16 protein-coding genes are annotated in these 20,990 nt (G+C 69.2%); 3 read left to right on the top strand and 13 right to left on the bottom strand.

Annotated elements, in window-relative coordinates; all coding sequences use genetic code 11:
- Positions 1 to 4: 4 nt before the first annotated feature.
- From ftsZ to mraZ, 13 genes are all read right to left on the bottom strand, one after another.
- Positions 5 to 1,291: a cell division protein FtsZ gene (gene ftsZ, locus M3B11_RS01435; RefSeq protein ID WP_259832723.1), complete on the bottom strand. Its 1,287-nt coding sequence runs from the start codon at positions 1,289 to 1,291 to the stop codon at positions 5 to 7.
- A 159-nt stretch (positions 1,292 to 1,450) separates the two neighbouring features.
- The gene (locus M3B11_RS01430; RefSeq protein ID WP_259874835.1) at positions 1,451 to 2,206 is read right to left on the bottom strand and encodes a cell division protein FtsQ/DivIB; all 756 of its coding nucleotides are present in this window, start codon (positions 2,204 to 2,206) and stop codon (positions 1,451 to 1,453) included.
- A 10-nt stretch (positions 2,207 to 2,216) separates the two neighbouring features.
- A complete protein-coding gene (gene murC, locus M3B11_RS01425) occupies positions 2,217 to 3,629 on the bottom strand; it encodes a UDP-N-acetylmuramate--L-alanine ligase (protein ID WP_175294947.1) in 1,413 nt (470 codons plus the stop codon).
- Between the two features lie 3 nt (positions 3,630 to 3,632).
- Positions 3,633 to 4,802 (bottom strand): glycosyltransferase, encoded by a 1,170-nt coding sequence (locus M3B11_RS01420; protein WP_259874832.1) that lies wholly within the window; start codon positions 4,800 to 4,802, stop codon positions 3,633 to 3,635.
- Positions 4,799 to 6,097 (bottom strand): putative lipid II flippase FtsW, encoded by a 1,299-nt coding sequence (gene ftsW, locus M3B11_RS01415; protein WP_259874831.1) that lies wholly within the window; start codon positions 6,095 to 6,097, stop codon positions 4,799 to 4,801. The genes M3B11_RS01420 and ftsW overlap by 4 nt, the downstream gene beginning before the upstream one ends.
- Position 6,098: 1 nt before the next feature.
- Positions 6,099 to 7,751 (bottom strand): UDP-N-acetylmuramoyl-L-alanine--D-glutamate ligase, encoded by a 1,653-nt coding sequence (murD, locus tag M3B11_RS01410; RefSeq protein ID WP_311197707.1) that lies wholly within the window; start codon positions 7,749 to 7,751, stop codon positions 6,099 to 6,101.
- Complete coding sequence (mraY, locus tag M3B11_RS01405) at positions 7,741 to 8,832, bottom strand: phospho-N-acetylmuramoyl-pentapeptide-transferase (RefSeq protein ID WP_259874829.1); 1,092 nt, start codon at positions 8,830 to 8,832, stop codon at positions 7,741 to 7,743. The genes murD and mraY overlap by 11 nt, the downstream gene beginning before the upstream one ends.
- Positions 8,829 to 10,280, bottom strand: coding sequence for a UDP-N-acetylmuramoyl-tripeptide--D-alanyl-D-alanine ligase (gene murF / locus M3B11_RS01400; RefSeq protein ID WP_259874828.1), 1,452 nt, complete (start codon positions 10,278 to 10,280; stop codon positions 8,829 to 8,831). The genes mraY and murF overlap by 4 nt, the downstream gene beginning before the upstream one ends.
- A 1-nt stretch (position 10,281) precedes the next feature.
- A complete protein-coding gene (locus M3B11_RS01395) occupies positions 10,282 to 11,817 on the bottom strand; it encodes a UDP-N-acetylmuramoyl-L-alanyl-D-glutamate--2,6-diaminopimelate ligase (RefSeq protein WP_259874827.1) in 1,536 nt (511 codons plus the stop codon).
- Positions 11,817 to 13,817, bottom strand: coding sequence for a penicillin-binding protein 2 (locus M3B11_RS01390; RefSeq protein WP_259874825.1), 2,001 nt, complete (start codon positions 13,815 to 13,817; stop codon positions 11,817 to 11,819). The genes M3B11_RS01395 and M3B11_RS01390 overlap by 1 nt, the downstream gene beginning before the upstream one ends.
- A gap of 76 nt (positions 13,818 to 13,893) precedes the next feature.
- Positions 13,894 to 14,463 (bottom strand): cell division protein FtsL, encoded by a 570-nt coding sequence (locus M3B11_RS01385; protein ID WP_259874823.1) that lies wholly within the window; start codon positions 14,461 to 14,463, stop codon positions 13,894 to 13,896.
- The gene (gene rsmH / locus M3B11_RS01380; protein ID WP_259874822.1) at positions 14,460 to 15,476 is read right to left on the bottom strand and encodes a 16S rRNA (cytosine(1402)-N(4))-methyltransferase RsmH; all 1,017 of its coding nucleotides are present in this window, start codon (positions 15,474 to 15,476) and stop codon (positions 14,460 to 14,462) included. Before rsmH ends, M3B11_RS01385 begins: the two co-directional genes overlap by 4 nt.
- A 180-nt stretch (positions 15,477 to 15,656) precedes the next feature.
- The gene (gene mraZ, locus M3B11_RS01375) at positions 15,657 to 16,088 is read right to left on the bottom strand and encodes a division/cell wall cluster transcriptional repressor MraZ (protein WP_259874820.1); all 432 of its coding nucleotides are present in this window, start codon (positions 16,086 to 16,088) and stop codon (positions 15,657 to 15,659) included.
- 378 nt (positions 16,089 to 16,466) lie between these two features.
- Here mraZ and M3B11_RS01370 point away from each other — a divergent pair, with 378 nt between their 5' ends.
- From M3B11_RS01370 to M3B11_RS01360, 3 genes are read left to right on the top strand one after another with little or no spacing between them, the layout of a single operon-like run.
- Positions 16,467 to 17,588 carry a MoxR family ATPase gene (locus tag M3B11_RS01370; protein ID WP_259874818.1) on the top strand — a complete coding sequence of 374 codons (1,122 nt, stop codon included), beginning with the start codon at positions 16,467 to 16,469 and terminating at the stop codon, positions 17,586 to 17,588.
- Positions 17,585 to 18,733 carry a DUF58 domain-containing protein gene (locus tag M3B11_RS01365; protein WP_259874816.1) on the top strand — a complete coding sequence of 383 codons (1,149 nt, stop codon included), beginning with the start codon at positions 17,585 to 17,587 and terminating at the stop codon, positions 18,731 to 18,733. The genes M3B11_RS01370 and M3B11_RS01365 overlap by 4 nt, the downstream gene beginning before the upstream one ends.
- Positions 18,730 to 20,937: a DUF3488 and transglutaminase-like domain-containing protein gene (locus M3B11_RS01360; protein WP_259832698.1), complete on the top strand. Its 2,208-nt coding sequence runs from the start codon at positions 18,730 to 18,732 to the stop codon at positions 20,935 to 20,937. Before M3B11_RS01365 ends, M3B11_RS01360 begins: the two co-directional genes overlap by 4 nt.
- Positions 20,938 to 20,990: the final 53 nt, after the last annotated feature.

Here is a 20,990-nt window from a genome sequence, read left to right as displayed (position 1 = left end):
CGTCTTATTTGAGGAAGTCGGGGATGTCGAGGTCGTCATCGAAGCTGTCGACCTTCTCATCCGGCAGCTCCCGCGGAACCGGGGCTGCGGAATCTCCGCTGGCACCTGCCGCAGCCTGCGCATCGTCAGATCCGCTCGATGAGGACTCGTCCGAGCGCAGGCTGTACGGGCCGGCCTGGGCACCGGAGTCGCTGCCGGCAGCACCTGCTGCTGCGCCGGTGCCTGCGGCTGCCGCGCCGAGGGCTGCGGACTGGTGACCGGATTCGCTGCGGCCGGAGTCTGCAGAGCGGCGCTCATCCGAGGACTTGCCGGCTGCCAGTGACGGTGAGCCCTCCACAGCGCCGACCGGGGTGTCGAAGCCGGCGGCGATGACGGTGATGCGGCATTCGTCGCCGAGGTTGTCGTCGATGACGGTTCCGAAGATGATGTTGGCTTCCGGATGCGCGGCTTCCTGCACGAGGCGGGCGGCCTCGTTGATCTCGAACAGGCCGAGATCGGACCCGCCCTGGATGCTCAGCAGCACGCCGTGGGCGCCTTCGATGCTGGCTTCGAGCAGCGGCGAGGCGATCGCGGCCTCGGCCGCCTGCACAGCACGGTCGTCGCCGACGGCTGAGCCGATGCCCATGAGAGCCGTGCCGGCGTCCTGCATGACGGACTTGACGTCGGCGAAGTCGAGGTTGATCATGCCCGGCGTCGAGATGAGGTCGGTGATGCCCTGGACGCCCGAGCGCAGCACCTCGTCAGCGGACTGGAACGCCTCGATGACGGAGACGTTGCGGTCCGAGATCGACAGCAGCCGGTCGTTCGGGATGACGATGAGGGTGTCGACTTCCTCGCGGAGGTCGGCGATGCCCTTCTCGGCCTGGGCCGAGCGGCGCCGGCCCTCGAAGGTGAAGGGGCGGGTGACGACGCCGATGGTCAGCGCGCCGAGTCCGCGGGCGATGCGGGCGACGACCGGTGCCGCACCGGTGCCGGTGCCGCCGCCTTCGCCAGCGGTGACGAAGACCATGTCGGCGCCTTCGAGCGCTTCGGTGATGGCCTCTTCGGAGTCCTCTGCGGCCTTGCGGCCGATCTCCGGGTCGGCTCCGGCGCCGAGCCCGCGGGTGAGGTCGCGGCCGATCTCGAGCTTGAGGTCGGCTTCGGAGAGGAGCAGCGCCTGTGCGTCGGTGTTGATTGCGATGAACTCGACGCCCTTGAGGCCGACGTCGATCATCCGTTGGACAGCGTTGACACCGCCGCCGCCGGTACCGGCAACCTTGATGTCCGCTCCGGATTGTGGGAATTCAGCCAAGTCGGTTTCCTCTTTCGACGCATCGGGCCCATGCGGGCGTGTGGGCCTATTTTGCCTTCATGTCGACGCTATGGCCCGCTCCCCCTCAGCGCAACTCTCGCACGCGGTGTGTCGAAAGCTTCTGCCCCTGCGGCCCCCATCGGATCGCCGGCCGGGCGCTCACGAGGTGACCGGCACCTCGGGCACGGAGACGTCGATCGTCTGCGCCCCGGTGTCGACGAGCTTGGAGGCGATGTCGAATTTGCGCGCCGCCTCCTCGGCGCTGCCGAACCGGATCGTCACCGGGGAGGCGTCCTCGCCGGGGCTGTAGTCGATCTCGATCTTCGCCGGATTGCCGGCGCGCACGACGCTGATCTGCTCCGGCACACCGTCGGGCAGCTCATCGAGGAGCGCCAGCGCTGCACTGATCGTTGCCTTGCGATCGGCTCCGGAGGTGAGTTCGAGGCGGGCCAGCCCTTCGGGCTCGCCGGTGACGGTGTCGATCGTCGTGCCGGTGGCGTCGACTCGGTCCCAGCCGGAGCCGGCGCGCACGGCGATGAGCGGGACCCGGTCGGTGACCGTGACGGCCAGGGCGCGCGGGCCGGCCCAGCGGACCGCGGCCGAGGCGGCCTTCGGCAGGCGTGTGAGGGCGGCCTTCTCGACTTGGCCGGGCATGGCCTGCGGCAGCGGGGTGCCGGACCAGTCGGTCAGCACCGCGTCTTCGATCTGCTCGGCAGTGTAGAACTCACTGCCCTGCGCCTTGACGCTGGTGATCGCCAGCACCGGGGAGAACCAGGCGGCCGCCAGCAGCCCGATGATGAGGGCTGCGCTGACGGCGATGATGAGGAGGCGCGTGAGCCGGGCGCGGCGGCGGGCGGCGAGCCGGTCGGACAGGCTCGCGGTCGTCTCGGTGCGGCCGGTCTGCGTCTGCGTCATCGCCTGCCGGTCACCAGGCCGTTTCGAGTGCTGCGACGATCTCGGGGCCGAGGATCGTGACATCGCCGGCGCCGATGGTGATGACGATGTCACCGGGCTGGACGCGGGAGACGACGGTCGGCACGGCATCGGAGAAGGCCGGCAGGAAGGTCGCGCTGCCGTGCGGGACCTGTTCGGCGACGATCGCTCCGGTCACTCCCGGGATCGGGTCTTCACGGGCGGGGAAGACGTCGAGCACGATCGCCTCATCGGCGATGCCGAGCGCCTGGCCGAACTCCTGCTTGAAGTTCTGGGTGCGGCTGAACAGGTGCGGCTGGAAGATCGCGTGCACCCGCCCGCCGGGGGCCACGACCGAGCGGGCGGCGGTGAGCACGGCGCTGACCTCGGTGGGGTGGTGGGCGTAGTCGTCGTAGACGCGCACACCATGGGCGGTGCCGCGCAGCTCGAAGCGACGGCGGGTGCCGCCGAATCCGGCCAGGCCCGCAACAGCGGCATCGAGGTCGCCGCCGAGGTGGTGGACGACGCAGAGCGCGGCAGTGGCGTTGGCAGCGTTGTAGGCGCCGGGCTGCTGGAGTTCGACGTCGAGGTCACGGCCGTCGAGGGTGACGGTGAAGGCGGTGCCGACCTCGCCGGGGCGCAGGTCGGTGATCGGCACATCGGCGCTCTCGGAGAAGCCGTAGGTGACGACGGTGGTGCCCTCTGCCGCGGCCTGGGCGGCGATCTCGCGGGATCCGGCGTCATCGGCGCAGGCGATGAGCACACCGCCGCGGCTGCGCACATGGCCGGCGAAGTCGACGAAGGCCTGGCGCACCCCGGCCCAGTCGCCGTAGTGGTCGAGGTGGTCGGCCTCGGCGTTGGTGATGACGGCTACGGCCGGCTCGTAGAGCAGGAAGGAGCCGTCGGATTCGTCGGCTTCGGCGATGAACGCCTCGCCGGTGCCGTCGTGGGCGTTGGTGCCCGAGGCGGTGAGCACTCCCCCGATGACGAACGACGGATCCCCGCCGCCGGCCTGCAGTGCGACTGTCGTCATCGACGTCGTCGTCGTCTTGCCGTGGGTGCCGGCGATCGCGACGGTCGTGCGTGCGTGCATGAGCCCGGCGAGTGCGGCCGAGCGGTGGATGATGCGCAGGCCCTGGTCGCGGGCGGCGGCCAGTTCCGGGTTGTCCCGGCGGATGGCTGAGGAGACGACGACGGTGTCGACGTCGGCGATGTTCTCCGCCCGCTGCCCGATCGCGATCTGTGCGCCGAGGGCGCGCAGGGCCGCGACGACGGAGGAGTCCTTCGCATCGGAGCCGGTGACGGTCATGCCGCGCATGAGCATGATCCGGGCGATGCCGGACATGCCGGCGCCGCCGATGCCGATGAAGTGGACGCGGCCGAGTTCAGCGGCCGGGATGATCGGCGTGTCAGGGGCTGCTGCCATCTGTCAGTCGTCCTTTGTGCGTTCTTTGCGGTTGAGCAGTTCCGGCGGGTACGGCCGGTGCGGATGCTCCCGGCCGAGGGCCGCATACATCTTATGCACCATCGTGCGCGCGGCTGCCATCGGGAAGTCGGCGGCCAGGGCAGCGTCGCTCATCGCCTGCAGGCGCGCCGGGTCGGTCAGCAGCGGCAAGATCGTGCCGGTGACTGCGGTGGTGTCGAAGTCGGCGTTGTCGATCATGAGCGCAGCGCCTGCCTCGACGAGGCCGGCGGCGTTGAGGCGCTGTTCGCCGTTGCCGATCGCCAGCGGAACGAACACCGTCGGCACTCCGGTGATCGACACCTCGGCGACGGTGCCGGCACCGGAGCGGGCAATGAGCAGGTCGGCGGCGAGGTAGGCGCTGTGCATCCCGTCGACGTATTCGACGACGTGGTAGTCCGGCACCGAGGCGGCCGCGGCGGCGACCCCGGCGGCTTTGCCGGCGCCGGTGATGTGGAGGATCTGCACGCCGGCGGCGGCGATCTCGTCCATCGCGTGGGCGAAGGCTTCGTTGAGCCGCTGGGCGCCGGACGATCCGCCGGTCACCACGAGCGTCGGCAGGTCTTCGCGCAGTCCCAGGTGACGGCGGGCGGCGGACCGCTGGGCGGGATCGGTGTAGTCGACGATCTCGATCTGGGAGCGGATCGGCATGCCGACCTGGCTGCCCTTGAGCGGGGTGCCGGAGAAGGTGTAGCCGATGTTGGCCGCAGGGGTGAATCCGGCTCCGAGGCGGTTGGCCAGTCCCGGCCGGGCGTTGGCTTCGTGGATGATGACGGGGATCTTCGCGAGCCTGGCGGCCAGGTAGGCCGGTGGGCAGACGTAGCCGCCGACCCCGACGACGATGTCGACGTGGCGCTTGCGGATGAGCCGGCGGACTTCGCGCACGGTGCCGGCCAGCCGGCCGGGGAAGCGCAGCAGGTCGGCGTTGAGGCTGCGTGGGGCCGGGACCTTGTCGATGGTGACGAGTTCGAAGCCGGCCTCGGGCACGAGGCGGGTCTCCAGGCCTGCGGGGGTTCCCAGCATGATGATCTCGGCTGCCGGGTCCTGGAATTTCAGGTCCTCGGCGATGGCGAGCATCGGGGCGACGTGTCCGGTGGTGCCGCCGCCGGCGAACAGGGCTGTCAGGGGTCGGGTCATGTCCTCTTCTTCTTCCGTAGGCGCAGCGGGGAGGAGGCGAGCACGGCCAGGGATTCGCGCACCCGGGCGCTCTGGGCGCGCATCGCCTCCTGCGCCCCGGATTCGGCGCGCGCGAAGGCGAGTACGACCCCGGCGGCGATGCAGGTGGCCAGCAGTGCTGAGCCGCCGTAGGAGACGAAGGGCAGCGGCACGCCGATGACCGGCAGCACCCCGGAGACGACGCCGATGTTGACGAGTGCCTGGCCGATCAGCCACATGAAGATCCCGGCAGTGGCGGCCTGGATCATCCGGTCGTCGGTGCGCATGACGATGCGGATGAGTCCGCAGCCGAGCACGGAGAACAGCAGCAGCACCGCCACGGAGCCGAGCAGTCCGAGCTCCTCGCCGATGATCGCGAAGATGAAGTCGTTGTGCGCCTCGGGCAGCCACAGCCACTTCTCCCGCGAGGCGCCGAGCCCCACCCCGAACCAGCCGCCGGAGGCCAGGGCGAACAGCCCGTGGTTGGACTGCCAGTGCTGGCCGAGCGGGTCCATCGCCTCGTGTTCGTGGCCGACGAACATTGCGCGGATGCGGGCCATGCGGTTGGCGCTCGTGAGCACGAGGAGGGTGACGACGGCGGCGATGCCGAGGACGGCGGTGATGAGGTAGCGCCACGGCAGTCCGGCGACGAACACGGTGCCCAGTGCGGTGGCCATGACGATGAGGGCGGTGCCGAGGTCGCGTCCGGCGAGCACGAGCCCGAGGACTGCGACGAGCCCGATGATGGCGGGCATGAGCTCTTTGAGGGAGGTGAGCTTGGCGGCCTTGTGGGCGAAGAACGTCGCCAGCCAGATCGCCAGGGCGACTTTGGTGAATTCGGCGGGCTGGCCCTGGAAGCCGCCGATCTTGATCCAGCCGGCGTTGCCCTGCACCTCGTGACCGAGCCCCGGGACCAGCGGCAGGGTCTGCAGCGCGAGCGCGCCGATGAAGATGATCGGTGCGGCCTTCTTGAACCAGGCCACTGGGGCGTAGGACAGCGCGATCATCACCGTCACGCCGATGAGGGCGTAGATGCCCTGCCGATTGAACACGGAGAACGAGGAGCCCTCACCGGCCCGGTAGGCGGTGATCGAGGAGGCCGAGAGCACCATGATGAGGCCGAAGCCGATGAGTGAGAGCACGGAGATGAGCACAAGGTAGTAGCTGGTGACCGGCAGGTTGAGCAGCCGGCGCAGGCTGGCCATCACGCCGGTCTCGCGCGAGAAGTCAGCCGCGCGCGTCCGCCGGGTCTCGGCATCGTGTCGCAGCGAGGCCATCTCAGCTCACCTGGTCCTGCACGGCTGCGGCGAACAGCGTGCCGCGGGTGCCGTAGTTGAGGAACTGGTCCATGCTCGCTGCTGCCGGGGCGAGCAGCACGGTGTCGCCGTCTGCGGCCAGGTCGGCGGCAGCGGCGACGGCAGCGCGCATGATCGCCTCGCCCCGCCGGGTCTCATCGGCCGGGCCCGAGGTGCCGGTCGCCTCACCTTCGCCGGTGGCTGGGTCGACGCGCACGAGTGGCACCGCGGGCGCGTGCTCGCTCAGCACCTGCGTGTAGGGGCCGGGGTCGGTGCCGATGAGCACGACACCTCTCAGCCGGTGGGCGTGGGTGCTGATGAGCTCGGTGAGGTCGGCGCCCTTCGTCAGGCCGCCGGCGATCCACACGATCGATTCGGCAGCGGCCAGTGCGGCGTCGGCTGCATGCGGGTTGGTGGCCTTGGAGTCGTTGATCCAGCGCACTCCCCCGGTCTCGGCGACGACGGCCATCCGGTGATCAGCCGGCTGGTGGGTGCGCAGGCCCTCGCGCACGGCCGCCGGTGGGATGTCGATGCTGCGGGCCAGCGCTGCTGCGGCCAGTGCATTGGCGATCTGGTGGGGTGCGGCCGGGGCCCCGGGGTTGCCGGCGGCGATGGCGATGTCGTCGAGGGAGCCGAGTTCGGCGGCTGTGGACTGCCGGTTGTGCAGGTAGGCGCGGTCGACGAGCACCCCGTCGACGACGCCGAACTCGCCGGGTGCCGGCATGCCGGAGGTGAAGCCGATGGCCCGGGCGCCTGCGATGACCTCGGCGTCCTCGACGAGCCGGCGGGTGGCCGGGTCGTCGACGTTGTAGACGCAGGAGGCGGCGACATTGGTGTAGGCGCGGGCCTTGTCGGCGCAGTAGTCGGCGTAGCTGCCATGCCAATCGACGTGGTCTGCTGCCAGGTTGAGCACGGCGGCGGCGTGTGCACTCATCGAGTACTGCCAGTGCAGCTGGAAACTCGACAGTTCGATGGCCAGCACCTCGGCGGCGGGGTCGAGGACGGCCTCGATGAGCGGCTGGCCGATGTTTCCGCAGGCTTTGGCGTGCAGGCCGGCGGCGGTGAGCATCGAGGCGAGCATCGAGGTCGTCGTGGTCTTGCCGTTGGTGCCGGTGACGACGAGCCAGGGTGCGGTGTTGTGGCCGCGCACCCGCCAGGCGAGTTCGACTTCGCCGATAACGGGGATGCCGCGGGCGCGGGCGGCCGTGAAGATCGGGTGGTCCGGCCGCCAGCCCGGTGAGGTGACGACGAGGTCGGGGACCGCACCGGCTGCGCTGGCCGGCAGGTCGGTGACGTGTTCGGGTCCGCGCCGGATGTCGACGTCGAAGACGGAGAGGATCGTCTCCCATTCGCTGAGGTCGCGTTCGGCATCGCCGTCGACGACGATGACGTCGGCGTGGCGTTCGGCCAGGTGGACGGCCATCGGGAAGCCGGAGACCCCCAGGCCGGTGACGACGATGGTGAGTCCGTCCAGGCTCTGGGTCGGTCCGTGCAGAGCTGCCGGGATGTTCTCGGCGTGCGGGTAGTCGACCGGCTCCCAGCCCTCGGGGTGCAGGGGCAGGTCGGCGGCCGGTGGAGGTGAGAAGCTCATCCCGGCCAGCGGGTTGTCTGGGCTGCCGTGGCTGTCAGCGGGCAAGGTTGGACACCCATTCGGCGTAGAAGAGTGCGATCGCGCCGACGACGAAGAGCACGGCGATGATCCAGAAGCGCACGACGATCGTCACCTCACCCCAGCCCTTGAGCTCGAAGTGGTGCTGCAGCGGTGCCATGCGGAAGACGCGTTTGCCGGTGAGCTTGTAGGAGGCGACCTGGATGATGACGCTGAGGGTGATGATGACGAACAGGCCGCCCATGACGACGAGCAGCAGTTCGGTGCGCGACATGATCGCCAGGCCGCCGATCGCACCGCCGATCGCCAGCGAGCCGGTGTCGCCCATGAAGATCTTCGCCGGTGAGGTGTTCCACCACAGGAAGCCGATGCAGGCTGCGGCCAGGGCTGCCGCGACGATCGTGAGGTCGCGGGGGTCGCGGACCTCGTAGCAGCCGGCGCGGGCTTGGGACATGAGCGAGCAGTTCTGCGTCGACTGCCAGGTGTTGATCATGACGTAGCCGAGGAACACGACGGCTGAGGCGCCGGCTGCCAGGCCGTCGAGGCCGTCGGTGAGGTTCACGGCGTTGGACACGGCGGTGATGATGAGGTTGGCCCACACGATGAACAGCACTGTGCCGAAGATGACGCCGGCGAAGGCGAGGTCGACGCTGGTGTCGCGGATGAAGGAGATCGCCGAGGACGCCGGGGTCACACCGTAGCGGTTGGGGAAGCTGAGCGCGAGGATCGCGAAGGTGATGCCGACGAAGCCCTGGCCGATGATCTTGCCGCGCGGGCGCAGGCCCAGGGACCGCTGCTTGGAGACCTTGATGTAGTCGTCGAGGAAGCCGATCGCGCCGAGCCCGGCGGCCAGCCACAGCACAAGCAGTCCCGAGACCGTCGGCCAGGAGCCGGTGACGAGATGGGCGATGAGATAGGAGGCGATCGTCGCCGAGACGATGACGACGCCGCCCATCGTCGGGGTGCCGCGTTTGGTGGCGTGTGATTCGGGTCCGTCATCGCGGATGAACTGGCCGTAGCCGCGGCGGACGAGCTGGCGGATGTAGACCGGGGTGCCGACGAGTGTGAACAGCAGACTCAGGCACGCGGCGAGCACGACTGCGATCATTGGGCCCCCGAGATTCCGGCGATCTCATCGCCGAGGTAGCGCAGCCCGGCATCGCGTGAGGACTTGAACAGCACAATGTCACCGGGCTGCAGCTCGGCGTTGAGCAGGTCGCGGGCCTCGGCGACAGTGGCCACCCAGACAGCCTCGTTGCCCCAGGAGCCTTCGAGGTGGGCTGCCTGATAGATCGGGCGAGCCCCTTCTCCGACGGCGATCGTGCGGTTGATGTTGAGCCGCACAGCCTGCCGGCCGACGGTGTCGTGGGCGGTGACGGAGTCTTCGCCGAGTTCGAGCATCTCTCCGAGCACGGCGACGGTCCGCCTGGGCGGAGTCTCGTCGTCGCCGCGGCCCATCGCGGCCAGCGTCTTGAGCGCTGCGGCCATCGAGTCGGGGTTGGCGTTGTAGGCGTCGTTGAGCACGGTCACGCCGCTGGGCGAGTCGATGAGCTCCATCCGCCACCGGCTGGCAGCACCGGAGGTGCCCAGGGTGGTGGCGATGGTCCGCGATTCGACACCGCACAGGTGGGCGACGGCGGCTGCGGCCAGCGCGTTGTCGACATGGTGCTCGCCGAGCAGGGCGAGTTCGACCGGCAGGGGCTCCTCGTCGGGCAGCTGCAGCTGAAACGACGTCCGGCCCGAGGCGTGGGATTCGATGTCGCCGGCGCGCACGACCGGTGCGCCCTCGGAGCCGGGGTTCGAGGAGAACCACAGGGTGTTGACGCCGGGCGCGAGCACATCGTGCATCGCGCGCACCCGCGCGTCATCGGCGTTGAGGACGGCCCAGCCGCCGCTGGTGAGCGATTCGACGAGCTCGGACTTGGCCCGTGCGGTGTTCTCCACGGAGCCGAACACGCCGGAGTGGGCGCTGCCGACGTTGAGCTCGACGGCGATGTCGGGGCGGATGAGGGAGGTGAGGTAGGAGAGGTTGCCGATCGTGCGTGCGCCCATCTCGAGGACGAGGAACCGGGTGGTCTCGTCTGCCCGCAGTGCGGTCAGCGGCACGCCGACTTCGTTGTTGTAGGAATTCGGCGGCCACACGGTCTCCCCCACCGACAGCAGCAGATCAGATGTCAGGTCCTTGACGGTGGTCTTTCCTGCTGAGCCGGTGATGGCGATGACGGTGAGTTCGCCGGATTCGCGCAGCGCGGAGACATTGAGGGAGGCGAGCTGGCCGAGGGCTGCGGTGGCGTCGGAGACGTGCAGTGTCGGCAGGTGCTCGCCGTCGACGGCGGGCACCGCCTCGGCGATGACGAGCACGGCCCCGGCTTCGACGGCTGCCGGAGCGAACGTGATCCCGTCGGTCTGCTCACCGCGCCGGGCGACGTAGATGTCGCCGGGGCCGACGTCGCGGGAATCGGTGACGACCCCGCCGGTGAGCATCGTGTCTTCAGATACGCCGTACAGGCTGCCCTTGAGAGCAGCGGCGACTTCTCCTGCAGAAAAACTCTTCATATCAATCCTGAACTCTACCTGCTGGGACGCCTGAAGGCCGTGAAGCGCAGGCCCGCCGGGTGTGTTCTCGGTCATCGAAGGGATGGACCACTCCGGCGATCTCCTGGCCGGTCTCATGCCCCTTGCCGGCCACCAGCACTGTGCCGGTCTCCCCCGCTGCTGCGACGCCGGCGATGATCGCCTCGGAACGGGCGGGGATCTCCTCGATGCGGGCGGCGCGGGCCGTTCCCGAGGCGCGGGCCGCCTCGGCACCGGAGAGCACCGCAGCGCGGATCGCGGCAGGGTCCTCGGAGCGGGGGTTGTCGTCGGTGACGATCACGACGTCGGCCCCTCGGGCGGCGGCAGCGCCCATATCCGGGCGCTTGGACGGGTCCCGGTCACCGCCGGCACCGCAGACGATGACGAGCGGGCGGCCAGATGACGCCAGCCCGTCGAGCACCTGCGTGATGGCATCCGGGGTGTGGGAGTAGTCGACGACGGCCAGTGGTGCTGCGTCGTTGACCTGCTCCATACGGCCGGGCACGGTGACGTCGAAGGAGCCTGAGACGGCGGCCAAGGCGCTGAGTTCGGTGCCCGATTCGAGCAGCAGTGCCAGGGCGAGGGCGGTGTTGGCGACGTTGAAGCTGCCCGGCAGCGGGGCGCGGGCGGCAAGCGCTCCGGCTGGTGTGTGCAGGGTGAAGTGCGGGCCGGACTCCTCGGCGATGAGGTAGGTGGGGTTTTCGGCGCTCGCACGGGAGATCGTGGCGACCGGCACAGAGGCGGTGGCTGCCAGCCGGCGGCTGTAGTCGTCGGCGAGCATGATGACACCGCGTTCTGAGAACGCCGGAGTGAACAGCGACGCCTTGGCCTGGAAGTACTCCTCCATGCTGGCGTGGAAGTCGAGATGATCCTGGCTGAGGTTGGTGAATCCAGCCGCCGCGAAGCGGGCGCCGTCGACCCGGTGCTGGGCCAGGGCGTGGGAGGAGACCTCCATTGCACATGTGTCGACGCCGGCTGTGCGCATGCGTGCGAACAGGGCGTGCAGTTCAGGGGCCTCAGGAGTGGTGCGCACGGCCGGCTGGGTCTGCCCGGCGATCGTCGTGGCGACGGTGCCGATGAGCCCGGTGGTCCGGCCCAAGGCGGTGAGCAGACCGTCGAGGATGTAGCTCGTCGTCGTCTTGCCGTTGGTGCCCGTGATGCCCAGCAGCTGCGGTGCGGCCGGATCGGTGCCGTAGAGCTGGGCGGCGATGCTGCCCAGCCGAGCCCGCGGGTCGGCGGTGATGAGCAGACACAGCTCGTCGATCTGCGGGGCAGCGGGGTCGCCGGCCAGGGCCTCGGCGATCAGCTGCCGGCCTGCCGGGTCGGTGAGCACGGCGCGCACGCCTGCGGTGATGAGGGGGGCGGCGAACTGGGCGCCGTGGACGTTGGCGCCGGGCAGGGCCGCGTACAGCCAGCCGGGCTGCGTCTGCCGCGAGTCGTGGCTGACGCCGTGCACGGCGGTGTCAGCCGGGCCGGTGACGGCGACGTCGTCCGGCAGCTGCAGTTCGGTGATCCGCATTACTTCCATTCCCCTGGGTAGAGATCGGGTTCCTCGGTCGATGGTGGCACACCCATATGGCGCAGGGTGAATCCTGCGACGTCGGAGAACACCGGGGCCGCTGCGGTGCCGCCGTAGTAGCCCTTGCGGGGCCGCTGCAGGGTCACCGACACGGCGATCTTCGGGTCCTCGGCCGGTGCCGCACCGACAAAGGAAGCAGTGTAGCCGTCGTAGCCGGGTCCGTTCTCATTCGGCGCCTGGGCAGTGCCGGTCTTGCCGGCCACCCGGTAGCCGGGGACCTGCGCGGACTGGCCAGTGCCCTCGGCGACAACGCCTTCGAGCATCCGCATGAGCTCGCCTGCGGCCTTCTCGCTGATGACCTGTTCGGGATCGGCTGGTGCGATATCGGTCACGCGGCCGGAGTCGTCGACGGTGCCGGTCACCAGCTGCGGGGCGACCTTCTTCCCGCCGTTGGCGATGGTGGCCATCGCCGCTGTGGTCTGCAGTGAGGTGGCTGCCACGCCCTGGCCGAACATCACGGTGTATTTGGTGCGGCCGTCCCATTCGTCCGGCGGGTACAGCAGGCCGCGGGTGGTGCCGGGGAAGTCGATGCCGCTGGGCTGGCCGAACCCGAACCTCGTCAGGTACTCGTAGCGCTCCTCAAGGGTGAGCTTGTCACCGGAGAGGATCGTACCGGTGTTCGAGGACTCCTCCAGGATCCCGGCGACGGTGAGCTTCTGGTCGGGGTGGCTGCTGGAGTCGCGGAACTCCTCGCCGTTGGGGGCCTTCCACTTGTCCGGCACGACGAACTCGTCGGTCGGGGCGGCCTTGCCGGTGTCGAGCAGCGCGGCAGCGGTGACCATCTTGGCTGTCGAACCGGGTTCGAAGGAGCCGGAGAAGATCCGCGATCCGCGATCCTCGGCATCGGCTTCGCCGGGGTTGTTCGGGTCGACGCTCGGCGCCTCGGCGGCGGCGATGATGCGTCCGGTGCCGACTTCGAAGATCGTCACCGTGCCCCATTCGGCCTCGTGCTTCTTGACCTGGTCGGCGATCGCCTGCTGGGCGTAGTACTGCACATCGGAGTCAAGACTGAGCTGCAGGCCCTGGCCGTTGACCGCCGGGGTGATGTTCGAGTCGCCCAGCGGGATGATGTCGCCGGACAGGCCGCGCTCGTACTGCTGTTCGCCGTCGCGACCGCGCAGGGTGTCATCGTGCTGGAGTTCGAGGCCGGCCAGCGCCTGGCCATCGGAGCCGACGAAGCCGAGCAGGTTGCCGCCGACCGCACCGGCCGGATATGAGCGGATGGCGTACTCATCAGCGGTGATGCCCGGGATCTCACGCGCCTTGATCGCCTGCCACACCTCGGCGGTGATGCCGTCGGCGACGACCGACCACTGCCGGTCGCCGTGCAGCATCGGGTAGAGCAGGCCCGGGTCGGTGTCGAGGTCTTCTGCCAGCTGCTCGGCTGCACCCCAGGCGCCGATGATGACGCCGTCCTTGTTCTTGTACTGGCCGACGTTCTGCTGGTCGGCCACCAGCCGGTAGCGCATCGCGTTGTCGGCCAGCACGGTGCCGTCTGCGGCGAGGATGACCCCGCGGGAGGCCGGCAGGGCCAGGGTCACGAGCCGGGAGTCGAGAGCCCGCTCGGCGAGCCGGCGGGTGTCCATCCCCTGGATGTAGAACAGCTTGCCGGTGATCGCGATGATGAGGGCGACGGCGCAGATGGCGATGAGCTTCATCCGCTTCTGCGGATCGGCCACCCGGACGGGCTTGGGCTTGCGGGTCTTCGGCGTGGCCGCCGGTGTGCGCTTGGGCCCGGCTGCCCTGCCCGCCGGCCTCTGGGCTGTGGCTGCGGTGCTGCGCGGGGTGCGGGACGTGCTGCCTGCGGCGCGAGTGCCTCCAGCTGTGCGTACGCCGGTGCTGCCGGTGCGGGCGGATCGCTTCGCTGTCTGGCCGGCGGGTCGCCGCCGCTGGAAAGCGCCGGTGCGTGCGGCGGTTTTCCGCTGCTGCGGCTTGCCCATGACGTCTGCCCCCAGGTGTTCGGCTGTCTGCTGTTCGGCCTGTGTGCTCTGCAGCCCCCGAGCACCGGTTCCGGTGTCAGCGCGGGACGGTGAGCTGCGGTGGGCTGAGCTCCTCTGCGCCGGAGTCGCCGACTGCCGGGAGCTTCTCATCTGATCGTAGGTTCGGGCGGACGGCTTCACGGGTATCGGCACGCGGGCCCGGCACCTTTTCTGCTGAGCCTTCGCTGAGAGCCGGCACCTCGCCGGGGTCGATGACGGACCCGTCGGACAGGCGCAGATACTTCACGTGCGTCGGCTGGCGCATGCCCATCTCCTCGGCGGACTTGGTGATCGACTGCGGGCTCTCCCGGTAGGAGATGTCCTCGGTCAGCCGGTCGCGTTCGCTGTGCAGCTGACGCTGCTCAGCAGTGAGCTTCTCGACCTGGAAGGAGCTGTGGGAGATGAAGATGTTCAGCAGCAGCACGGCGACGAGCCCCATGAGCAGCAGCCCCACGAACATCAGGCCCGCCGGTGTGCGGCGTTTGGCCAGGCCCGGAACGATGAGCTTGAGGCGGGACGCCTCGCTGCGGGTCAGCGGCGCGGTGCGTGAGCGGGCCGTGCGGGACGGGACGGCGGAGGTCGTGACGGCGCGGGCGACGGGGCTCATGAGGAACGGTCACCTTTCATCTGCGATGCTGCTGTCTTCGTGCGGTCTATGCGGCGGGTCTTCTGCACGGCGCGCAGGCGCACGGAGGCGGCCCGCGGGTTGCTCTCGATCTCCTCGGCCGCAGCCTTCTCGGCCCCGCGGGTCAGTGCGGTCAGCCAGGGCTGCAGCTCGGGTGGGATGACCGGCAGGCCAGCCGGTGCCTGGCTCTCCAGACCGGTGCGGAAGGCGCGCTTGACGATCGTGTCCTCCAGCGACTGGTAGGACTCGACGACGACGACCCCGCCGACATGCACAGCGTCGAGCGCCTGGGTCAGGGCTGAGCGGAGGATGTCGAGTTCGGCGTTGACCTCGATGCGCAGCGCCTGGAACGTGCGCTTGGCCGGATGCGAGCGGTTGCGCTGCCCGACCGGCTGCGGGATGACTCGCTGGAGCATCGCGACAAGCTGGTCGGAAGTCTCCCAGGGCGTCTCTTCCCGGTCGGCCGCAATGACGCGGGCGATCTTGCGGGCATAGCGCTCCTCGCCGTAGTCGCGCAGGATGCGTGCCAGCTCCGCCTCCGGGTAGGTGTTGAGCACCTGCGCGGCGGTGAGCTCATCATCGGGATCCATCCGCATGTCCAGCGGAGCTGAGCGGGCGTAGCTGAAACCCCGGGCGTCCTCATCGAGGTGCATCGAGGAGACCCCGAGGTCGAACAGCACACCGCTGACGGCGCTGTGCCCGGCGCGGGCGATGACCGACGCCATCTCATCGTCGGTGGCGTGAAAGGCTTCGAAGCGCTCTCCGTAACCGGCCAGCCGCGTGCCTGCGACCTCAAGGGCGTGCGGGTCGCGGTCGATGCCGATGAGCATGACCTGCGGGAAGGCATCGAGGATGCCCTCGCTGTGCCCACCTGCCCCGAGCGTCGCGTCGACGATGACCGGAGTGATGCCCTCCGCCTCGGCGGCGGCGACCCCATGGCCGAGGAGCTGGACGCAGCGCTCAAGCAGGACGGGGGTGTGCGGTGCCTGTGCCATGTCTCCTCCTCTTCATCGTCGAGCGGTGATGGTGCTGGTCGCGGTGGTGCGCGATGCCGCTGGGGCCAGAACCTCGTCCGCCTGTGCCCTGCCACCGGGGAAGTGCGTCAGGACCGGAGGGCTTTGGAACCGGGGAAGTATCCCAAAACCATCAGGCGGGCGAGGATCTCAGCCCAGCGGCTAGATCACACCGGGAATCACCTCGTCGGACCGATCGGCGAAGCCCTGCTCGGTCTCTGCCAGGTAGGTCTCCCATGTCGGTGCATCCCAGATCTCTGCACGGTTGCCCATGCCGATGACTGCGACGTCGCGACCCAGGCCGGCGTAGCGGCGCAGGATCTGCGGAACGGTGATGCGCCCCTGCTTATCCGGTTGTTCTGCGGAGGCTCCGGAGAGGAAGACACGCAGGTAGTCCCGCGCTTCCTTGCTCGTCATCGGCGCCGATCGCATCTGCTCGTGGACGCTCTCGAACTCCCGCGTGGAGAACAGGGTGAGGCAGCGCTCCTGGCCGCGGGTGAGAACGAGACCGTTCTCAAGCTCGTTGCGAAACTTCGCAGGCAGGATGAGCCGACCTTTGTCATCAAGGCGCAGGAGATGCGTCCCCAAGAACATGTCGCTCACCCCTTTCGAAACCACCCGGTTCCGATAGCAACCACTGTACTCCACTTTCCCCCACCTTTTCTATACACCGGCCTATCTGTGGCGAACTTCTCGATGTTTTCGCTGGTCAGACCAGTGGTAGAAAGTGGGGTTTTTGGGCAAAGATCTGCACCCGAGACCGTGGCTGAGCTGGCAGCAGTGTGCTTCTGGCCGTCGCCGAGGCGGCCGCGGGCCTGAAACGGCAGGTTCTGGGGGCTGTGTGGAGGGATGTGGGGTGACCGGTGGTGGGAAGTGGTGCAGCCGGTGGTGGCGAGCGGGTTGAGGGGTGGAGAGGGGGCGACGAGGCGGGCGAGGTGGAGTCGAACCGCCTCGTCGGGGACAATGGAGCCTATGAGCATTCCGAGCGATCCGCAGCAGCCGCTTTCGCGCCGCCAGGCACGCGAGTCCGGCTATCCCGTCCCACAGTCGCAGCAGCCCGCCCACGGTTCATCGGCGGTCGGGTCGCAGCCGAGCGGAGCCCAGGCGCCGCTCATCAGCAGCCAGCCGGCGGCTCCGGCCGGACAGCAGGGTGTCGATCCGCGCATCCAGCATGTTCAGCGCATCGCCGAGAACGCCCGCCGGGCGATGAACGCGGTGCTCGACGGCAAGGACCGGGTCGTGCAGATCGCGCTCATCACGCTGCTGGCCGGCGGCCATCTGCTGCTCGAAGACGTCCCCGGGGTCGGCAAGACGCTGCTGGCCAAGTCGCTCGGCCGCGTCGTCGACGGTTCGGTCAAGCGCATCCAGTTCACCCCGGACCTGCTGCCCAGCGATGTCATCGGCGTCAACCTGTTCAACCAGCAGTCACGCCACTTCGAGTTCCGGCCCGGGCCTGTGTTCGCCAACATCGTCATCGCCGATGAGATCAACCGCGCCTCACCCAAGACGCAGTCGGCGATGCTGGAGTGCATGGCCGAATCGCAGGCCAGCATCGACGGCACCACCTATCCGCTGCCGGCGCCGTTCATGGTGGTCGCCACCCAGAACCCCATCGACATGGAGGGCACCTACTCGCTGCCCGAGGCGCAGCGCGACCGCTTCACCGCCCGAGTCTCGATCGGCTACCCGGATCAGGCCTCGGAGATCGAACTGCTCGACCACCACGTCGACCACGACCCACTGGCCAAGCTGTCGGCGGTGACCTCGCTGGAGGAGATCATGCAGGCCCGTGAGATCGTCCGCCACATCGGTGCGACCCACGAGCTGCGCGCCTACGTCGTCGCCCTGCTCGAGGCCACCCGCAGCGACCCGGCCGTCGCACTCGGCTCCTCCCCACGCGGCGGGGTGCAGCTGCTGCGCGCGGCGAAGGCGCACGCAGTGCTGCACGGCCGCGGTTACGCCACCCCCGCCGATGTGCAGGCGCTGGCCGTCGACGTGCTCGCCCACCGGATCATCACCCATGACGGTGAGGACCACGAACACGCAGCGGAGATCATCCGGGCGACGCTGAGCCGCACGCCCGTGCGCTCATGAGGCTCACCACCTCGGGTTTCGTCTTCCTCATCGCCGGCATCGCGCTCATCATCGCCGCATACCGGTTCTCACTGCCGGGCATGCTGCCGGCCGGGGTCCTGCTCATCGGCCTCGTCGCCCTCAGCCTGCTGCTGGCGGTCATCACGAGCCGCCGGATGGAGGTCGCGCTTACCGCGGCCGTGCGCAGCGTCGACGGCACCCCCGTCGCTGAGGTGGGCCGCCCCCTGCTGCTGCGCGCGGCCCTGCGCAACCGGACCCCGCTGCCGATCGGCCCCTTCGGCGTCGACCTGACCTTCCGGCCGGGCCTCGGTGAGGACCAGGGCGTCCGAGTACCGGGCATTAGCGCCTCGTCCTCGGTGACCGTCGAGGCCGAATGCACACCCACCCAGCGCGGGGTCAGCGGTGTCGACGGGGTGGCCGTGTCCTTCGAGGGTCCCTTCGGTCTCTCAGCGGTCTCGCACACGCTGCTGCGCGGCTTCGACATCGCGGTCGCCCCGCGCCTGGAGCAGATGCCGCGCCCGCCCAAGGCCGGGCTCGCCCAGCCGATGGCCGACACCTCGCGCGCGCTGCGCGGGGGCACGAGCAGGGACTTCGACACCCGCGAGTACGTCCCCGGCGACGACCTGCGCCATATCCACTGGTCCTCCACTGCCCGCCACGATGAGCTCATGGTCCGCCACGAGGCCGAGGAGGAGCATCCCTTCGCTGTCATCCTGCTCGACACCGCAGGTGCCGGTGACCATCCCGATCCGGCCGCCGAGGTGCTCATCTCGGCTGCCCAGTCGCTGGCTTCCGTGTACTTCTCGGCCGGCTACGAGGTGCTGTGCTGCATCGACGGCACACTGCATCCGGTGCGCGAGACCCGCGGGGCGGAGCGTTTGCGCCTGGCCCTGGCCAGCTACGAAACCGGCGGCACCGAGCTGCCGGGCACCCTTCGCGGGGTCTCGGGAGCTGCCGATGTGGCGGTGTGCGCGATGACCCCACAGCGGGCGAGCGCACTGGAGTCGGCCCTGCCGCGCGGCACCCGCAGCCGCCGGCTCATCGCCGCGGACCTCGACCTCGACGCCGGCGGCGTCGACGGTGTGTCCGCCACCGGGCATGCGATCCCGCAGGAATGGAAGCGATTGGGAAGGAGGCGCAGATGAACTCACGTCTGTGGATCGGCACACTGGCCGTCATCGCCTCGATGTCCCTGCTGGCAGCGGCGATGTCGAGTGTGTTCATCGACTTCAACTGGCTGCCGCCGGTGCTCATCATCGTGCTCGTCGTCGCACTCTCCGGTGCGCTGCTGCGCATGAGCTCCCGGATCCAGGCTTCAGGCCTGACCGTGCTGCTGCAGCTGGTCATCGGCCTCCTCGCCGTCCTCATCCTGTGTGTGCCGCACACCCTGGCGTTCGGGATCCTGCCGACGCCGGCATCGATGCTCGAGCTGTTCGCCCGGCTCGGCGCCGGAATCGATGACATGTACAAGGTCATCGCGCCTGCCGATTCGACTCCCGGGTTCACCACCATCCTCATCGTCGGCTTCGGCCTCATCACCATGCTCATCGACGGGCTCGTCTCCGACCTGCACGTGCCCAAGGTCGCCGGAGTGCTGCTGCTGCTCGTCTACTGCATCCCGGTGTTCCTGGCCCCGAACGAACTGCGCTGGTGGCACTTCGCTGCCGTCGGAGCCGCCTTCATCGTGCTCATGCTCGCCCCGTACTTCGAGCAGGCGGAATCGTTCGGCCCGCTGCCCCCGCTGCTGGCCGGCGGTCTGGCGCTGCTGCTCGGTGTCGGCATCCCAGTGCTGCTGCCGGACGTCTCGGTGCGTCCGCCCCGGCAGGCGCAGCAGGCCGACATCACCGTCGTCAACCCGTTCCTCGACCTGCGCAGCAACCTCGCCGACCAGAGTGACAAACCGGTCCTCGCCTATTCCAGCAGCGACCCGCTGCAGCCGCCGATCCGGCTGACCTCGGTCTCGGAGTTCGACGGGCAGACATGGAAGCCCGCAGAGTTCGACATCGATCCCTTCGCCATCGCCGTTGACGGACTGCCGAACCCGCAGGGCGTCAGCACCGACACGACGACGACGGAGCAGACGATGAATGTCAACGTCGGCGGGTTCGATCAGTCCTATCTGCCGGCCCCTTACGCGCCGGCGCAGGTCGATGGCGTGTCACGGCGCTGGATCTTCGACAAAGACACGCTCACGATCGTCGGCAACGGAGAGATCGCCGCCGATCAGGAGTACAGCGTCACCTACACCTCGGTCGAGCCGACTGCTGAGGAGCTGACATCCTCAGAGCCGGTGACGGCCGGCCAGTTCGCCGACACCCTCGCACTGCCTGATGACATGCCGAGCGTCGTCAGCGATACCGCTGACGAGGTCACCGCTGGTGCCGGCAACCCGTGGGAGCAGGCCGTCATGCTTCAGGAGTACTTCCGCTCGGATCAGTTCGAGTACTCCCTCGACGCACCGGAAGAGGCCTCCAGTGATGCGATCGCCGACTTCCTCTCCGAGAAGTCCGGCTACTGTGTGCAGTTCTCCGGAACGATGACCGCGATGGCGCGCTCGCTTGGAATCCCTGCGCGCATCGCAGTCGGGTTCGCTCCCGGTGAGGAGACCGGGGAGAATGCATACGAAGTGGCGATGTCGGATGCGCATGCGTGGCCGGAACTGTACTTCGACGGCATCGGCTGGGTGCGTTTCGAGCCGACCCCCGGCGGGCCAGCCGGCACTCCCCCACCGTGGTCGCAGACCGACGGCAGCGCAGGCGCTGAAGATGAGCCGACGGAAGAGCCGACCGAGGAGGCCACAGAAGAGGCCTCCGAGGAGCCGACAGCCGCGGAGACCACCCCGGCAGCCGAAGACGAGACCGCCGGAGCTGACGCTGAGGCCGACGGCATGCCTCTGTGGTGGATCCCCATGGCGGTTCTGGCGCTGCTCCTGCTGGCCGCGCTGCCGGCGCTGGTGCGTATTCTGCAGCGCCGCAGGCGCCTGGCTGAACCGCTTGATCCCGAGGCGGTGTGGGAGGAGATCCATGCGCTCGGCGTCGACTACAAGCTGGCGCCGGCCGCCTCGCTCCCGGTGCGCGACCACCTCAATGAGCTGCGCGATGCGGTCGCCGAGCAGTCAGCCGATGCCGACTACCTGCCGGCTGTGTTCGAGGATCTCGGGGAGGCTGTCGACCAGGCACGCTATCTGGACCGGTCGCGCAGCGACCTGAAGCATGCGGCACCGCACATCGACAAGCCCGGGATCGACGAGGCCGTCGAGTCGGTACGCACGCACTACGACCGTGTGACGCCGCGCGGCACGTCGCTGCTCGCCCGCCTGTGGCCGGCCAGCGTGTTCCACCGCCGTTAGCCAGCCGATGCCGGCGTCGCCTGCGTCGTGAGCACCACATCCGGCCGGGTCCC

The sequence above is a fragment of the Brevibacterium sp. p3-SID960 genome (assembly GCF_025144725.1).
Classification (GTDB): domain Bacteria; phylum Actinomycetota; class Actinomycetes; order Actinomycetales; family Brevibacteriaceae; genus Brevibacterium.
This window is presented reverse-complemented; position numbering and strand designations above follow the sequence as displayed.

Excerpts from the sequence above, each read along its gene's own strand:
- murF (WP_259874828.1), bottom strand. The coding sequence starts at position 10,280 with ATGAAGAGTTTTTCTGCAGGAGAAGTCGCCGCTGCTCTCAAGGGCAGC.
- murC (WP_175294947.1), bottom strand. The coding sequence starts at position 3,629 with ATGGCAGCAGCCCCTGACACGCCGATCATCCCGGCCGCTGAACTCGGC.
- ftsW (WP_259874831.1), bottom strand. The coding sequence starts at position 6,097 with ATGGCCTCGCTGCGACACGATGCCGAGACCCGGCGGACGCGCGCGGCT.
- M3B11_RS01360 (WP_259832698.1), top strand. The coding sequence starts at position 18,730 with ATGAACTCACGTCTGTGGATCGGCACACTGGCCGTCATCGCCTCGATG.
- M3B11_RS01395 (WP_259874827.1), bottom strand. The coding sequence starts at position 11,817 with ATGCGGATCACCGAACTGCAGCTGCCGGACGACGTCGCCGTCACCGGC.
- rsmH (WP_259874822.1), bottom strand. The coding sequence starts at position 15,476 with ATGGCACAGGCACCGCACACCCCCGTCCTGCTTGAGCGCTGCGTCCAG.
- M3B11_RS01385 (WP_259874823.1), bottom strand. The coding sequence starts at position 14,463 with ATGAGCCCCGTCGCCCGCGCCGTCACGACCTCCGCCGTCCCGTCCCGC.
- M3B11_RS01365 (WP_259874816.1), top strand. The coding sequence starts at position 17,585 with ATGAGGCTCACCACCTCGGGTTTCGTCTTCCTCATCGCCGGCATCGCG.
- M3B11_RS01370 (WP_259874818.1), top strand. The coding sequence starts at position 16,467 with ATGAGCATTCCGAGCGATCCGCAGCAGCCGCTTTCGCGCCGCCAGGCA.
- mraY (WP_259874829.1), bottom strand. The coding sequence starts at position 8,832 with ATGATCGCAGTCGTGCTCGCCGCGTGCCTGAGTCTGCTGTTCACACTC.
- M3B11_RS01420 (WP_259874832.1), bottom strand. The coding sequence starts at position 4,802 with ATGACCCGACCCCTGACAGCCCTGTTCGCCGGCGGCGGCACCACCGGA.
- mraZ (WP_259874820.1), bottom strand. The coding sequence starts at position 16,088 with ATGTTCTTGGGGACGCATCTCCTGCGCCTTGATGACAAAGGTCGGCTC.
- M3B11_RS01390 (WP_259874825.1), bottom strand. The coding sequence starts at position 13,817 with ATGGGCAAGCCGCAGCAGCGGAAAACCGCCGCACGCACCGGCGCTTTC.
- M3B11_RS01430 (WP_259874835.1), bottom strand. The coding sequence starts at position 2,206 with ATGACGCAGACGCAGACCGGCCGCACCGAGACGACCGCGAGCCTGTCC.